This is a genomic window from Duganella kummerowiae (genome assembly GCF_053572355.1).
Genome location: NZ_JBKFEH010000007.1, coordinates 82,907 through 98,397, shown reverse-complemented (window position 1 = coordinate 98,397; position 15,491 = coordinate 82,907). Strand labels below are relative to the sequence as shown.

Sequence of the window (15,491 nt, the reverse complement as noted above, 5' to 3'; positions counted from 1 at the left end):
TGGAATGCGGGCGCTAGCCGCCCGCGCGCAGCTCAAATGCGTGCGGCTTGGGGAGGACGCTCGGGATGCGCCAGGTGGACTGCGGGGATGGTGTCGGAGTAGAAGGACACCGGCGCCGAGGGCAAGGCCAGTGCAGGCAGCGCCAGGGCGCAATCGGGCGCCAGGGCGGCGCCCACGCAGCAGGCAGCGGCGCCGCCGCACTTGATGGCGCCATGCGCGGTCTTGGCGGCGTGGCCGCCGTGCATGGCAAGCTGGGCACCGCCGTCGACCTGCGCGGCAGATACGCCGACGTGATCGCCATGCGCAGCGGCATGCTGCCCGCCATCGCCGGGCTGTGCGGCATAGGCGCGGGCGTGATCGCCGTGCATGGCCGCCATCATGGCGGCGTGGTCATGTCCGGGCTGGCCCATCTCCATCAACGGCGCCGGCGCGGCGGGCGCGCACAGCATCATGCTGGCCGCCGCGTAGCCCTGGAAGGGCAACGCCAGCAGCATCAGCCAGACGATGAAGGAACGGAACAAGGCGGTCATGCCGCCCATGTTAGCACAGCCGCCGCCTGATGCACTACGCGAGGCGGATGTCCGGATTGGCGATCAGGTTGTCGATCTGGCGCGCGGCTTCCTCGGTGGCGGCGGCCAGCGCCTCGTGTTCGCTGTCGCGCACGAATTGCGCGGTGGCGCCTTCGAACACTTCCAGCCCGTCCGCGCCCACGCGCTGCAGGTCGCAGCTGGCGCTCCAGCGATGATCGCTAGTGGGCAGCGCCACCGGGACGATGTTCCAGCCGCGGTAATGTATAGTCTTGTCCATCACAGCCTCCTTACACCTGGCTCAGCGCCAGGCGATTGTCGATTTCCGTGCGGGCCAGCTCCAGGCCGGCACGGGCTGCGATCTCGGGCGTCAGGTGGCCGCCCATGGTGTGCTTGCGGATGATGGATTGCGCCCCGTCCAGCTGCTGCGGCACGCCCAGCCGCGCGATGGAATACTGGAAGTCCCACAAGTCTTCCCGGTCCTTGATGGCGGTGACTTCAATCGCGTACCCACGGTATTCTTCGCTCACTGAACTCATCCTCGGCCTCCGTCAGCAATGTTTGCAGCAAGACTACCATGAAGCGGTATTGCCTTGCGCACGGCTGTCTGTCCTTAAATCAAAAAATGCATAAGCTTATGCAATATAGTTATAATGGAGTCTTTTGCAGCTCAGCGGAACCGTAACATGCAGCCCCAAATCCACGCTTTTCACGACAGCGTCACCGGCACCATCAGCTACGTGGTGCATTCCGGGCGCGGCAGCGACTGTGCCATCGTCGACTCCGTGCTCGACTACGACCCGAAATCCGGGCGCACCGCCACCGCGGGCGCCGACCAAATCCTGGAGCTGGTGCGCTCGCTTTCGCTGCGCTGCGCCTGGCTGCTGGAAACCCATGCGCACGCCGACCACCTGTCGGCCGCGCCCTACCTCAAGCAGCAGCTGGGCGGCCGCATCGCCATCGGCGCCGCCATCGCCCTGGTGCGCAAGGAATTCGCGGGTGTGTTCCCGGGTGGCGTGGACGGCTTCGACCACCTGTTCCAGCCCGGCGAGGAATTCATGATAGGCGCGCTGCGCGCCTATGCCCTGCACGTGCCGGGGCACACCCCGGCCGACATGGCCTACCAGATCGGCGACGCCGTCTTCGTGGGCGACACCCTGTTCATGCCGGACGTGGGCACGGCGCGCTGCGACTTCCCGGGCGGCTGCGCCTCCATGCTGTACCGCTCGGTACGGCGCTTGCTGGCGCTGCCGCCGGAGACGCGCCTGTACATGTGCCACGACTACCCGCCGGCCGGGCGCGCGGTGCGCTGGGAGGTGACGGTGGCCGAGCAGCGCCGCGACAACATCCACGTCCGCGACGGCATCGCGGAGCACGACTTCGTCGCCATGCGCACCCGGCGCGATGCGACGCTGGACATGCCGGTGCTGCTGCTGCCGGCCATCCAGGTCAACCTGAACGCCGGCCAGTTGCCGGCGGCGGAGGAAAACGGCGTGCGGTATTTGAAAATACCGCTCAACGCCCTCTAAGTTACCTGGGCGCCTTGCCCTCGTTGATATTGCGGCCGATGGGCTCGTCGATGTTGGCCAGGTACCAGCTCAGCGCCGACAGCACCGCCACGTGGCGCTGCAAGTCATACGGATTGACCTTGTCCAGCGTATCGGCCGGGGTGTGGTGGTAGTCGAAGTAGAAGTGGTTGTCCACCAGCGGTTCGAACACCGGCACACCGGCCTGCTCCAGCGGATTGAGGTCGGCCGCGCCGGCCACGTCGCGCTGCTGGAACACGCTGGCGCCTATGGGTTCCAGCGCCTTCTGCAGCGGCGCGAACAGCGGCGCCGCCGCCGGACGCACGCTGGAAATCAGGCCGAAGGGACGGCCGCCACCGGAATCGCTCTCGATGCCGGCGTAGTGCTTGGCCACCTTGTCCTGGTTGGCCGCGTAATAGCCACGGCCGCCGCGGGTGCCGTTTTCCTCGTTCATCCAGGCGATCATGCGGATGGTGCGGCGCGGCTTGAGGTTGAGCTTTTTCAGGGTCTCGAGCACGCCCATGACACCGGCCACGCCGGTGCCGTCGTCATGCGCGCCGGTGGCCAGGTCCCAGGAATCCAGGTGGCCGGAGACGATCACGATTTCGTCGGCCTTGTCGGTGCCCGGCAGGTCGGCGATCACGTTGAAACTGTCGGCGTCCGGCAGGATCTGCGGGGTCAGGGTCAGGTGCATCCTGATCGGTCCGCGCGCCGACAAACGGCTCATCAGCATCGCGTCCTCGGCAGTGACGGCGGCGGCCGGGATGCGCGCGCCGTCCACCACGCCGGTGGCGCCCGTATGCGGGATGCGGTAATTGGCGCCGCCCACGGAGCGCACCAGGGCCGCCGCCGCGCCCAGTTCAGCGGCCAGCTTGGGGCCCTGGAAGCGGTAGCTGGAGCCACGGCCGTAGGCCGGACCGGCCAGGCCGCGCTCCGCCATCTCCTGGTCGAAGGCCACGTCGAACAGCACGATGGCGCCCTTCACTTCCGCCGCGCGGGCTTTCAGTTCATCGAAGTCGCGCACCACGATCACCGGCGCCGTCAGGCCGGCCGCCGGGGTGGCGCCCGAGCCGCCCAGGGCAGTCAGCACCACGCGCTGGGTCACGCCGTTGGGACGGCCCTTGTAATCGACCAGTTCCGCTTTTTCCTCGCCGCGCACCCAGTGCGGCACTTTCACCGGCTGCAGGGTCACGGTGGCGCCCAGCTTGCGCATGGCGTCCGCCACCTGCTCCACCGCCGCCGCCGCCCCGGCGGAACCGGACAGGCGCGGCCCCACCAGGTCGGTCAGGTCGGCCAGGCGCTCGTAGGCGTAGCCGCTGCTCATGGCGCTGTCGCGGATGCGGCCCAGGGTGGCGGGATCGTTGGCTGGCGCGGCCCAGGCGCACGCCGACAGCAGGCTGGCGGCAATCACGGTGAATACTGGCTTGCGGACGGATTTCATGCGGTTCCTATAAGATGAAAAGAATGACAAAAACGATCTCAACGATAGCGCATTGTGGCGCACTTGTCATGCATGTTGATTTGTCATTCCCCTTGCACTACCATGGAATCCCGATTTCTCTGGAAGGCCGCCATGCTCAAGGGGCAGCTTTGCACGGTCCGGCACCTGCTGACGGCCGACCTGAACACCTTCATCGCGCTGGTCAACGACCTGCCCTCGCGCGGCGATTATTTCTCGACCCATTTCAAGTCTCCGGAGACCATGCGGCGCGAATTCATGCAGCATGGCTTCGTCACCGAAGACAGTGAATTGTTCGTGATCGAGGATGCGCGCCACCATATCGTCGGCGTGATCACCCATTTCAAGGCGCGCACCCCGGTGACCCGAGAGATCGGCTACCGCCTGTTCGACCCGCACTTGTCCGGGCGCGGCTACGTCACCGAAGCATGCCGGCTGCTGGTGGATTATCTGTTCAATGTGTATCAGTACCACCGCCTGGAATTACTGATCGCGCCGGAAAACGCGCCCTCCATCCGCATCGCCCAGAAATGCGGCTTCAGCGCGGAAGGCACGGCGCGCCAATCCTTCTTCATCCATGGCCGCTACTGCGACGTCACCATATTCAGCCTGCTGCGCCCGGAATGGGAACGGGGACGTCTATAGCAAGTCAGGAAGCTCGCAGCGCTGCCGCAATTGCCTCGCCCAGCGTCGTGGTTTTCCGGCCGATGAGTTCCGACAAGGTGCGTGACGTGCTATCGAGCTCACCTGCCTGCGCCTTGATGTCCGCGTCGATCACCACGTCGATGATCATGGGCGGCAAGCCAAAGGACGCCAGTGCTGCGGCATAGTCCTGCGGCGGCAGGTCCTTGTATCCGATGTGCTTATCCGTCTGGGCCGAGAGTTCGGCGGCAAATTCGGCCATCGAAAAGGAGTGGTCACCTGCCAGTTCGTAGGTCTGGTTGGCATGGCCGGCGCTGGTGAGCACCTTGACCGCCGCCGCCGCGTAGTCCGCACGGCTGGCGGAGGCGAAGCGGCCTTGCCCCGCGCTGCCGATGACAGCGCCGTTGGCGATTGCCGCCCCGACCGCACCAGTATGATTTTCCAGATACCAGCCGTTGCGCAGGATGACGTATTCGAGCCCGGACTGCTTCACATATGCTTCGGTTTCGAGGTGTTCGCCGGCGAGTATGAGGCTGGAGGTATCGGCGCGCAGCATGCTGGTGTACGCGATCGATGTTACGCCCGACTGTTTGGCCGCATCGATCACGGCCTGGTGCTGGCGCAGCCGCTCTCCGGGCTGGACGGCGGAAATGAGCAGGAGCTTGTCCACGCCGCGCAGGGCAGCCAGCAGGGTGTCCGGGCGGTCATAGTCGCCCAGGCGCACCTCCACACCCATGGCATGCAGGGCCTGCGCCTCTGCCGGGCGGCGCACCAGGCCAACAATGCTTGATGCGGGAACGGCGCCCAGCAAGCCCTGTATCACCAGCTGCCCCAGCTGCCCATTTGCTCCAGTAATAGCGATCATGTCGATTCCTTCCGAAAGTGAATGTGGCTAGATGGTAGCCAGAACCACACCAGGGAAAAACACGCTCGGCGGTAATTGATTGTTCAGCTAAAATTGACAATATCTTTTGGAGTGGAAAGCCTGGCCGTGGAAATCAATTTGAACCGCATGCAGGCCTTCGTCAGCATCGTGGACGCCGGCTCCCTTACCCGGGCCGCGCACAACATGGGACTGACGAAGGCCATGCTCAGCATGCACTTGAAGCAACTGGAGCGGGAACTGGGCTGCAGCCTCCTCACCCGGACCACGCGCGCACTGGCGCTGACCGATGTCGGGGAGCGCTTCTACCACGATTGCGTCAGGCTGCTGGGCGACGCCCAGCGCGCCATCGACGCTGCACGCTCCGGGCAAACCAGGCTGAGCGGCGAGCTGCGCGTGACTTCCACGCTGGAGTTTGGTGTACACGCGGTGATTCCGGCCCTGGCTGCCTTCGCCAGGCAGCACGTCGATCTAACGATCGATTTTTCCGGATCGACAGGCTTGGCGAATCTGGTTGCGGAGCGCTTCGATCTCGCGGTGCGCCTGGGGCGGCTGGAGGATTCCGGCTACCATGCCACCACACTGGGGTCGTTCGGGATAGTTCTGGTGGCGTCACCCGACTATGTACGCGAGCATGGCGTCCCCACCTCACCGCAAGACCTGGAACGCTTGCGCTGGATCGTGCTGTCGGGATTCGATCAACGTATCCGCATGACCAGGCGCGATGGAGGCGCGACACCTTTCGTCGTTCCCTTCCGGGGCGCCATACAGGCAGACAGCGCGGAAGCCAAGCGGCACTTCACACTGGCCAGCGCAGGCATTGCCGTGCTGCCGGAATGGATCGTGCAGGACGACTTGCGGGATCAGCGGCTGGTACGTCTGCTGCCGGACTACCACATGCCGCGCCAGGGCATCCACGCCGTATATCCGCAAACACGGCACGTCCCGGCCAAGGTGCGCCATTTCATCGACTTCCTGCGCGAGTACATCGCCACCCCGAAGCGGCGCCCGCCATCCAGGGCATAAGGTTGCGCTATTGAAATTGCCTCCAGATGTTACAAGCCATTACCGCGCAACAGTGTATGTAAGAATCTGTATATGACGTGGCGATTTTCTTCTGGCCGGATATAGTGAACACCAAGCAGTACAACTTCAGGAGAGTGCCATGTTGAACAAGAAAATTCTGGGTGGTGTGATGTTGGTAGCGGCAGCGGCCGTGTCGAGCGGCGCGATGGCCGCCGGCGACCGTGACTTCAACACCGCCGCCGGCGCCGTGATCGGCGCAGCCATCGGCAGCAATTCCGGCCCGAACGGCGCCCTGGTGGGCGGCCTGGTCGGCGCCGCCGTGGGCAACGCGATCACGCCCAACGACCGCTACTATCGCGGCGGCCGCTATGTCGAGACGCGCGTCTACACCAACCCGGCTCCTGTCTACTACGAACCGGCCCCGGTGTATTACGCTCCTCCGCCGCCCCCGCCGCGCTACTATGCCCCGCCGCGCGTGGTGTACGTGGAACCGGCCCGCCCCTACCGCGAGGTGCGCGAAGTGCGTGAATACCGCCGCGATTACTACTACGACGACCGCGGCCACCATCACCACGGCCGCTGGTAATCCCTCCCCTCCCCGCAAGCCCGGCCCCGCGCCGGGCTTTTTTTTGCCGCCTGCTTTCCTGCTCCCTCCGCTAGACGAGTCCAACAGGAGGGAGCATGACCACGACGGACGCCATCATCACCTTGGAACTCGGCCACTACCGGCTGCGCGAGCAGATAGGCGGCTCGGCCTATGGCGTGGTGTGGCGGGCCGCCGGGCCCTGCGCGCTGCAGGACGTGGCCCTCAAGCTGATCAACCGCGAGCAGATGGCGCGCGCCCAGCCGGCCCAGCGCGAACGCTGGATACAGTGCGCCCGCAACGAGATCGCTTTCCTGCAGTCGCTGGAACCGTGGGACGAGCGCCACATCGTACGGCTGCTGGACAGCGGCTGGCACGACGGCCTGCCGGTGCTGGCGCTGGAACTGATGGGCAGCGACCTGGGACGCCATACGGCCGCCATGCGCGGCCGGGGCGAGACGGCGCCGCTGGCGCACATCCTCGGCTGGATGGGGCAGATCAACCAGGCCCTGGCCAAGGTGCACCAGTATGGCTGGCGCTATCTCGACCTCAAGCCGGCCAATGTGCTGCTCGATACTGAGCTCAACACGGTCAAGCTGGCCGATTTCGGCACCAACCGCGAACTGGGCAACCTGGCCGAGCATTCCTACGCCGGCACCGCCAACTGGCAGGCGCCGGAGCAGTTCTTTCCCGCCGCCGGCGGCGGCTATGCGACCGGGCCGCGCAGCGACTACTTTTCGCTGGGCGCCCTGCTGTATTTCCTCGTATGCGGCGGCGTGGCGCTGCGCTTCTGCACCGATTGCGGCCAGGCCTACCGCGCGCACCACACGGCCGGCGCCGGGCTGCTGCGCCAGGCCCATGGCGGCGCAATACCGGCCATCCTCTCCCGCCAGGAAGAACAGCGCTTCGCCGCCGCCCTGCCCGCCAGCGCGCGCGATCCGGCGCTGGAATTGCTGCGCGCGCTCCTGCAGGCGGATCCTGGCCAGCGTCCGCGCCACGCGATACAGATCAGCCGCATGCTGAACGCCATCGTGGAGGCGCTGCCGGACACCCCGATGATGGCGCAGCACGACATGGCGCATGCCGTGGCCCATACCGTGGCACGACCTAGCGCCGCCAACGGCTGGCGCCACTTCCAGGGGGTGCGATGAACGCCGCGATCTGGTCCCATCCGCAAATGGCGCGCGGCCTGGCGGCGTATCCCGGCAACCGCCACTTGCAGGGGCCGCAATGAGCGCCGCGATCTGGTCACGCCTGCGGATGGCGCGCAGACACCCGGCGCCTCACGGCAGACGCCTACCTGGGCAGCGCGGCACGACGGCAGGCGGCGCGGCAGGCGCCAGTCCGGCCGAAACAGCCCAGCCAGCCGCCCCGGCGGGCAAGGCGCCATCCGGGCCGCCTGCGCCTGGCGCTGGCCACGGCGCCGGGACCGGAGCGGTGCGGCGCGTCAGGGCCAATGAGGGCGGCCCGGGCATTTTCGCCGCCCTGGCCCGGCAGGCGTGGTGCTACGCGCTGCGGCATGCGGCAGTCAGCGCCACGCTGTCCGCCCTGGCCCTGCTGTTCCTGCTACAAGCCTGGACCTTGTGGCGCGCGCCTCCGGCCTGGTATCCGTCGGCCGTCACCGTCACGCTGCGCCCGGGCGAGGAAGTCGTCCTGGGCAGCCGCGAACTGGCCGCGCCCCAGGCCGACCAGCGCCACCTGGCGCTGCGGCGCGATGCCGATGGTGCGTGGCAGGTGCGCAACCTGAGCCCCGGCCGCCAGCTCATCCTGCAGGACGGCGCGCGTGAGCACCGCCTCGGCAGCACGCCCCTGCAGGCGGGCCAGCGTTTCCAGGTCGACACCCACGTATTCGACGTCAGCGGCGCCGACGGCAGTGCGGTTTCGTTCACGCAGGGCGGCCATCAATGGCGCTACGATGGCGCCACCGTGTACCGCGACGGCCGGGCGCAGGACAGTTGCCCGGACGCCGGCCTGGCTGCGCGCCTGCTGGCAGGCTGGAACCGCTGGGTTGCGTCACCCATCGCTGTTTCGCGCCCGCTCAGCGTGGGCGGCAACCTGTATTGTGGCAACCGGCTCGGCCTGCCCATGGTGACGCCCGGTGCGGCGCAGATCAGCCGCAGCGATGGCGCCTTTCAGCTCCTGGCCGGCAACCCGGACGGCGAGCGCGCCGCGGTGCTGGCGCGCGGCGCGGACGGCGCGCTGGACCTGCGCCGCCAGGAGGCGCCGCTGGCCGGCGTGGCCGCCATCGTGGCCGGCCACACGCGATTGCAGCTGGCTGCACGGGACGGCCAGATCAGCCTGGCGCCCAGCCGTCACGTGGCACTGTATGCACAACCCGACCAGCCGCTGCCGCCGCAGGTCGCATGGCAGTGGCGGCAACGCGGCCTGTGGCAGGCCGGCCAGGACGGCGCGCTGTGGGCCGGATTGGCGCTATGCGGCGCCGCCCTGCTGGCTGTCCGCGCACGCAACCATGCCGGCTGGCCGCTGGTCTGGGGCGCGCTGGCGTGCGTGCTGCTGCTGGCCTGCGGGACGGCGGCGCTGCTGCTGCAGCGCGGCGGCCATCCGCCCGCTGCGGCCTGCTCGTTGGCGCTGGGCGCGGCGGCGCTGCTGCTCTGGATGCTGCTGCCCGGCCGCCTCGCCCTGCCCTGCGCCGCCGCCGTCGTGCTGCTCGCTGCCGGCTTGCTGTCGCAGCTGGAGCTGGGCCTGGGTGCGCCGGAATCGTCCTGGCTGCGCTACTACCAGAAAAGCTGCGCCCTGCTGGCCATCGGCTGCGCCGTGGGTGGGCTGGCGCGCATGGGGGCCATGCACCACGTCCGGCGCCGCCTGCCGCCGCGCCAGCGCGCCACCGAATGGCTGCTGGCCGCGCTGGCGGCCGTCGCCCTGGCCGCGCTGGCCGCGCAAGTCCTGTGGGGCGATGAAACCGGCGTGTTCGACCTGCAGCCGGTGGAACTGGCCAAGCTGGCCCTGACCGCGCTGAGCGCCCACTGCCTGGCGCTGCGCTTCGGCTGGCACGCGCAGCCGGCGCCGCTGCGCACCAGCTGGCGCGACCATGGAGCACGCTGGCTGCGCCTGGCCGCTCCGGCCCTGCTGTTCCTGGCGCTGCTGGGACTGGCCCTGGTCCAGGTCGACGATTTCTCCCCGCTGGTGCTGCTCATGGTGTGGAGCGCCGGCATGGCCTGCGCCTACGCGCTGGCCGCCCGGCGCCCGCTGCTGCTGGCCGCCGTCTGCCTGGCGGGACTGGCGGCAGTAGCTGCCCTGGCCTGGCTGCGCCTGCAGAACGGCGACGAGCTGGTGCGCTGGGGCTTTTACGCCGACCGCTTCCAGGTATGGCTCGATCCCGGCCGGCATCCGCACACCGGCCAGCAGCTGCTGCTGGGTGCGCGCGCCGTGGCCGAGGGCGGCTGGCTGGGCGCCGACCACTGGCTGGGCCTGCGCACGCTGGGCCAGGCGGCCGCCGACGCCGTGCGCATCCCGGCCGTGCAGGACGACTTCGCCGCATCCTTCTTTCTGTACCGCCACGGCCTGGCCGGCGGGCTGCTGCTGTGGATGCTGCAAGCGGCATTCCTGGCGGGCCTGCTGCTGGAAGCACGCCGTGCCCACGCCGGCGCCGCCGCCGCGCGCCACTTCCACCGCGCCTGGAGCGCGCGCTTGCGCTACTTCGCCCTGTGCGGCGGGGCCGCCTTCGTGCTGGGCCACTTCCTGCTGTCGTGGGGCACCAACCTGGCCATCTTCCCCATCATGGGGCAACCGATGAGCTTCCTGTCGGCCGGCGGCAGCCATCTGCTGTTTTTCCTCTGCCCCCTGCTAGCGCTTGGAGCGGTCAGCACGCAATCACCAGAGGAGTAAGCCATCATGCCCATCTACGTACAACACCAGGTTCTGGGACGCATCCAGGATGTCTTCAACGCGGAAGCGATCTGGCAGGCGCCTGGATTCTCGCTGTTCTCGCGCCGCCCGCTGCTGCGCGACTTGCTCGAACGCAGCCCGCGCGAGCACCGCGGCCGCGCCGCCACGCGCTGCTTCTCGCACGTGACCCTGATGCTGCCGCAGGAGGACGTGGACGACGACTACCACCTGACCCGCGGCGCCCGCGCGCGCGACCTGGCGCAAACCCTGGCGGCGCTGCACCAGAAGGATTTCGGCGACCTGCTGGGCGGGGACCAGGTGCGCTACGACGTGGTCGGCGACGACACCCTGCCGCCGGGCCAGGTCGAGGTGCGCTTCGGCCATGCGGTCTACCTGCCGGCGCCGGACGAGAAGGTGCTGCACAACGTCAGCGTGTCGCGCGACAGCGCCGTGTGGACCCCGGTCTGCCCGATCTACCCCAACCAGCGCCTGGCCCTGCTGGGCGGCGAGGGCAGCGACACCAGCTACAACGTGCCCGGCTGGCAATTCGGCCCGGATGCGGCCATCCTCATCATCAATGACGGTCCCGACGCCCCGCCGGTGGTGCAGATGCGCCCCAAGGAAGGCTACGAATGCCGCTACGACCCGCGCGCCGGCTATTACACCATCCGCCCGGCACGCGGCGACGAGACGGGCGGCGGCCCGCGCCTGCTGCTGCGCATCACGCGCGCCCAGTCGTGGGGGCAGGCCCTGCGCAGCCAGGCGGTTGCCGACGGTGCGGCGCCCGCCCCGAACCATCCGGCTGCCGCCAGCCGACCCATCGCGCCGGGCGCCGCGCCGCAGCAAGCGGGCGGCGCGGAGGGCGGGGCCCAGCGCCCCGCCGTGTGGCAAAGCCGCAGCCCGGCGCAGGCGGAACAGACCGCCGCACCACTGACCCGCATCCCGTCCGGCCAGCCGGCGCAGCATCCCACCAACCGGCCTGGCGAAAGCGACGCCACCTACGCTCCCGTGGCGCGCCAGCGCGTCAGCCTGGTGGCGCTGGCCCTGCCGCGCCTGAGCCGCTACAGCGACACCGGCGCCAGCGCGCTGGAACTGCCGTTCGACCGCAACCTGACGCTGGCCGGCGGCGCCGCCCCGGCCATCAGCATCACCGTCAACGCAGCCGATGAACTGTACGCCAGCACCGACGCCGGACGCGAACGCATCAGCGCGCCGTCCACCTTCACGCCGGTGGACGCGCGCGCCATCGCCCTGCAGCCGGCGGCGCCCGGAATGGCAGACCGCTACTGCGCCCTGCTGTCGCTGCCGCAGCCGGTCAGCGCGCCGGTGGCGTCCGGGGTGCGCTTCGTGTTCGGCCGCAGCAGCGCCATGCTGGCTGCCCTGCGGGTGCTCGATTCGCCACGTTTCCTGCAGCGCACCGGCGGCGCGGACGGCGCCAGCGCGGACCGCATCGGCCTGTCGCGTAACGCCTTCAGTTTCGAGGCGGCGCCGGACGGCTTCCGCATCAGCCGCCTGTCGGCCAGCCAGGCGCTGTACCACCTGGACGACAAGCTGGAATTCGTGGCCGCCATCGCCGACGCCGATCCGGCCCGGCCCTACCTGCTGCCCTCCGGCCACCACCTGGCGGCCGGTCACTACGTGCTGCGCTTCGAGGCCTGAGCGTCATGGACCTGCATGATCTGCGCAGCCCCGCTGCCTACGCGGCGGGCCTGGCGCTGACCCTGTTCCTGTGCGCCTACCTGACGCCGCGCAGCTGGTGGCGCAGGCTTACCGCCCGCGCCCTGCTGATCTCGGGCGCAGGCGCCTGGTGCTTCGGCAGCCTGCTGCAGGCACTGGGGCCGGCCGGCGCGCAGGCGGCGGCCGCCCCCCTGAGTACCGCAGCAAGCGGCGCGTTCCCGCCCGGCGGCGACGGCCGCGCCCTCCCGGCGCCGTCCACTGCTCTCCCCTGCCCGCCTTCCCCGGACCGGCATGCGGCTGGCGCCCCTGCCGCTTCGGCGCACGGCCTGGAGGCCGATCCTGGCGCGCAGGCGTCGCCACGCCCCTGCCCCGGCCATGCCGGCTGCACGGGACCGGCGCCCTGCGCCGCATCAGCGTCCTACACCGTCCACCGGGACCTGAACCTGCGCGCAGGCCCCGGCGTGCACGCCGATCGCCTGGCCACCATCCCGGCAGGCGCCGCCATCACCGCCACCGGGCCCCGCCAGGGCGACTGGTGGCAGATCCGCACCACCGTGGATGGACGAGAGCTCAGCGGCTGGTCCAGCAGCCTGTGGCTGCGCCGGAGCGGCGAATGAACCGACTGTGGCCCTTCCGCGCCGCCGCCCGCAGCGCCGATGGCCCGGCGCGGCGCGCGGGCGGCCAGGACTTCGGACCCCTGCTCGATATCGCGGCCCGCAGCAGTCCCGGCGTCAGCAAGCTGCCCCTGGAAAACCAGGACAACCTGCTGCTGATCGACGCCCACGGCCACGCTGTATTCCTGCATGACCAGCAGCAGTGCGGCCTGCAGCTGGAGGGCTGGCCCGCCGGCCACGTGCGCCTGGCTGTCCTGGACGGCATGGGCGGCCACGGCCAGGGGCGCGAAGCGGCCGAAGCGGCCGTCCAGGGCCTGCTGCGCGTTCCAGCCTGCAGCGGCGAGGAAGAACTGTCGCTGCGCCTGGACGCCCTGCACGCCGAGCTGCAGCAGCGCTTCCGCCAGCCGGGCGACAGCGACAGCTTCCGCCGCCCCGGCACCACCCTCACCCTGCTGGAGCTGCCGCCCGGCCAGGCGCCGCTGCTGTACCACGTGGGCGACTCGCGCCTGTACGAAATCACCGCCGCCCAGGCCGCGCCGCTGACGGTGGACCACGTACCGGCCACCGCCTGCGCCATGCAGGGCATGCTGGACGAGCACGAATGGCGGCGCCAAGTGCACCACGAGCACCGCGTGCAGATCGCCCAGGCCTACATCCTCGGCAACGCCTTCGCCTATCCCCAGGTGCTGGATGATGGCCTGCGTCCACTGGACGGCGGCTCGCTGCCGGCCTTCCTGCGCCATCTGCCGGACCGCCGCGCCCTGCCGCTGAATCCGGACGCGCTCTACCTGCTGGCCACGGACGGCTTCTGGTCCTGCGCCAGTCCGCACCGTTGGACCGCGCGCTGGCCCGCCCTGCTGGCCTCGGCGCCCACGGCGGCCGCTGCGCTGGACCGCCTGTTCGGGGAATTCAGCGACCATCCGCCGCCGCAACTGCATATCGACAACCTGACCGCCATCATGCTGCGCTACCGCCCGATACTTGCCGAGGCGGCCATCAACATTGACGAAACGGCACTGCCCGAGGACCTGCGCTGAGCGCCGCCCCGCTGCCCGCCACGCCAGGCGTTGCAGCCCGTCCAAAACAGTGCAGCGAAGGCCGCTATCGATGGCCTATCGATTGCCAAACCGGGGCGAAAACGCATAAACTCATGGGTATCGATCCGGCTGGGACACCATGAATAAATGCAGCAACCCGCAGCATCCGCATTGCACCTATTGGGTCATGCCGGGAGCGCAATCTTGCGAAGGCGGCCACGCCCAAGCGGAGCCTTCCAGCTATGAGCTGCTCAGTGCCTTGCGCAGCCACCGTTCCGGTCCGCCGGCCACGGCGCCTGCGGCCGCACCTGTCCACGATAGCGCCGGCCAAGGCTACGCCCGTCCGCAACGCGGCCAGGCCGAACGTCCCCAGCTGCACATCAGCGGCTTCGATCCGCGCGCGGCCGGCGGCCGCCAGACCCTCAAGATGGAATTGCGCGGCATGCCGGAGTCCTGCGCGCCGCAGTTGTCGCTGCAGCTGCAGTCCGACCTGATCCCCAACGGCGCGGCGCGCCTGCAGTTCGTGCGCGCCACCGGCGGCGAATGGCGGCCCGTGTTCGTTGAATTCTCCTCGCGCGGCATGGAGCACGGCCAATACCCGATCAATCTCGAGCTGCTGAGCCAGCACGCCGGATTGGCCTCCCGCAAATGGGTGTGCACCTTCGTGGTCCTGGTGCCGCGCCTGGACGCCAGCCTGACCGAGATCCACCGCATCTTCCTCAGCACCCACAAGAACGTGCGGGTGATGGCGGACGACGCTTCCATCGCCCGCGTCAGCGCCCAGGGCGGGGACAGCCTGGACATCGATGTCACCGCCCGCAATGCCGGCATCGCCCACCTGGACTTGAACGCGCCGGCCGGCAAGGTCGACCTGGGCTTTTCCACCATCGCCTGGGACGAGGACCTGATCGAGATCGACATGCCGTCCACGGCCGCCCTGCACCCACACCCGAGCCGCGCGGCCAGCCTGGTGAACGCGGCGCCGGAGGGCGGCGCGGCGCGCCAGATCCGCCTGTTCGCGCTGGACGAATGCGTGTTCGGCCGCTTCGAGCTGGTCGATCCCGAGGCCGACGTGCTGCTCAACCACTACAGCGGCGACGGTCCCGATACCAGCGGCCTGACGCGCCGCCTGTCGGGCCGGCACGCGGTCATCCGCCGCACCCGGGGCGGGTTCGAGATCGAGGATGTGTCGCGCTACGGCCTGCTGCTGGACGGCGTCTGGCCCGGCAAGCACAAGCCGGTGCCGCTGCGGCTGGGCATGCGCATCGAACTGAGCGCCAGCATCAAAGGCATCGTGGTGCTGGCCGTGACGGCCATCCTGCCGCACGCCGTCATCCTGCACCGCATGGACCATGGCGCGCGCGCCGAATGCTATTACCTGATGGCGCCGGACACCCATCCCGGCTACCCCATGCCCGGCTACAAGGCCGCCCCTCAGGCGGCCGCGCTGCCGCTGCTGCTGCACCGCGACGGCGGCTTCTGGCACCTGGACCAGCTGACCGGCAAGGAGACGGCGCTGGCGCCCACCACCCCGCTGGACAAGCTGAGCCGCATCCCGCGCCACAACCGCTTCGCCAGCGATCCCTACCCCGAACACTGGATCATCCGCACCGGCGCCAGCGGCCTGCACGGCGCCGCGGCGGTGCAGGATATGCAGACGGCTTGACAGGC

General features: G+C 69.3%; 15 protein-coding genes. 10 read left to right on the top strand and 5 right to left on the bottom strand.

What is annotated here, in order from left to right; genetic code table 11:
• Positions 1-32: 32 nt before the first annotated feature.
• Genes ACLB1G_RS06085 through ACLB1G_RS06075 form a run of 3 tightly spaced genes read right to left on the bottom strand, consistent with a single transcriptional unit; the run spans position 33 to position 1,066 of the window.
• Entirely contained in the window at positions 33-530 is a 498-nt protein-coding gene (locus ACLB1G_RS06085; protein ID WP_491626299.1) for a hypothetical protein, read from the bottom strand.
• A gap of 34 nt (positions 531-564) precedes the next feature.
• On the bottom strand, positions 565-807 hold the full coding sequence (locus ACLB1G_RS06080) for a hypothetical protein (protein ID WP_491626298.1): 243 nt from the start codon (positions 805-807) through the stop codon (positions 565-567).
• A gap of 10 nt (positions 808-817) precedes the next feature.
• A complete protein-coding gene (locus ACLB1G_RS06075; RefSeq protein ID WP_491626297.1) occupies positions 818-1,066 on the bottom strand; it encodes a hypothetical protein in 249 nt (82 codons plus the stop codon).
• 147 nt (positions 1,067-1,213) lie between these two features.
• Between ACLB1G_RS06075 and ACLB1G_RS06070 the strand changes: the two genes are divergently transcribed.
• Positions 1,214-2,056 carry an MBL fold metallo-hydrolase gene (locus ACLB1G_RS06070; RefSeq protein ID WP_491626296.1) on the top strand — a complete coding sequence of 281 codons (843 nt, stop codon included), beginning with the start codon at positions 1,214-1,216 and terminating at the stop codon, positions 2,054-2,056.
• Position 2,057: 1 nt separating this feature from the next.
• On the opposite strand, the gene ACLB1G_RS06065 is transcribed toward ACLB1G_RS06070, so the two are convergent.
• Positions 2,058-3,494: a M20/M25/M40 family metallo-hydrolase gene (locus tag ACLB1G_RS06065; protein ID WP_491626295.1), complete on the bottom strand. Its 1,437-nt coding sequence runs from the start codon at positions 3,492-3,494 to the stop codon at positions 2,058-2,060.
• A gap of 102 nt (positions 3,495-3,596) precedes the next feature.
• On the opposite strand from ACLB1G_RS06065, the gene ACLB1G_RS06060 reads away from it, so the two are divergent.
• Positions 3,597-4,157, top strand: coding sequence for a GNAT family N-acetyltransferase (locus tag ACLB1G_RS06060; protein ID WP_491626294.1), 561 nt, complete (start codon positions 3,597-3,599; stop codon positions 4,155-4,157).
• A gap of 4 nt (positions 4,158-4,161) precedes the next feature.
• Here ACLB1G_RS06060 and ACLB1G_RS06055 read toward each other — a convergent pair whose 3' ends face one another.
• The gene (locus ACLB1G_RS06055) at positions 4,162-5,019 is read right to left on the bottom strand and encodes an SDR family oxidoreductase (RefSeq protein WP_491626293.1); all 858 of its coding nucleotides are present in this window, start codon (positions 5,017-5,019) and stop codon (positions 4,162-4,164) included.
• A 111-nt stretch (positions 5,020-5,130) separates the two neighbouring features.
• On the opposite strand from ACLB1G_RS06055, the gene ACLB1G_RS06050 reads away from it, so the two are divergent.
• From ACLB1G_RS06050 to ACLB1G_RS06015, 8 genes are all read left to right on the top strand, one after another.
• Positions 5,131-6,063, top strand: a complete 933-nt coding sequence (locus ACLB1G_RS06050; RefSeq protein ID WP_491626292.1) for a LysR family transcriptional regulator — start codon at positions 5,131-5,133, stop codon at positions 6,061-6,063.
• 139 nt (positions 6,064-6,202) lie between these two features.
• Positions 6,203-6,649: a glycine zipper domain-containing protein gene (locus ACLB1G_RS06045; protein WP_491626291.1), complete on the top strand. Its 447-nt coding sequence runs from the start codon at positions 6,203-6,205 to the stop codon at positions 6,647-6,649.
• Positions 6,650-6,744: 95 nt separating this feature from the next.
• Positions 6,745-7,797: a protein kinase domain-containing protein gene (locus tag ACLB1G_RS06040; protein ID WP_491626290.1), complete on the top strand. Its 1,053-nt coding sequence runs from the start codon at positions 6,745-6,747 to the stop codon at positions 7,795-7,797.
• A gap of 286 nt (positions 7,798-8,083) precedes the next feature.
• The gene (locus ACLB1G_RS06035) at positions 8,084-10,492 is read left to right on the top strand and encodes an FtsW/RodA/SpoVE family cell cycle protein (protein WP_491626289.1); all 2,409 of its coding nucleotides are present in this window, start codon (positions 8,084-8,086) and stop codon (positions 10,490-10,492) included.
• 6 nt (positions 10,493-10,498) lie between these two features.
• Positions 10,499-12,151, top strand: coding sequence for a hypothetical protein (locus ACLB1G_RS06030; RefSeq protein ID WP_491626288.1), 1,653 nt, complete (start codon positions 10,499-10,501; stop codon positions 12,149-12,151).
• Between the two features lie 5 nt (positions 12,152-12,156).
• Positions 12,157-12,786 carry an SH3 domain-containing protein gene (locus ACLB1G_RS06025; RefSeq protein WP_491626287.1) on the top strand — a complete coding sequence of 210 codons (630 nt, stop codon included), beginning with the start codon at positions 12,157-12,159 and terminating at the stop codon, positions 12,784-12,786.
• Entirely contained in the window at positions 12,783-13,820 is a 1,038-nt protein-coding gene (locus tag ACLB1G_RS06020; RefSeq protein WP_491626286.1) for a PP2C family protein-serine/threonine phosphatase, read from the top strand. The genes ACLB1G_RS06025 and ACLB1G_RS06020 overlap by 4 nt, the downstream gene beginning before the upstream one ends.
• 139 nt (positions 13,821-13,959) lie before the next feature.
• A complete protein-coding gene (locus ACLB1G_RS06015; RefSeq protein WP_491626285.1) occupies positions 13,960-15,486 on the top strand; it encodes an FHA domain-containing protein in 1,527 nt (508 codons plus the stop codon).
• Positions 15,487-15,491 lie beyond the last annotated feature (5 nt).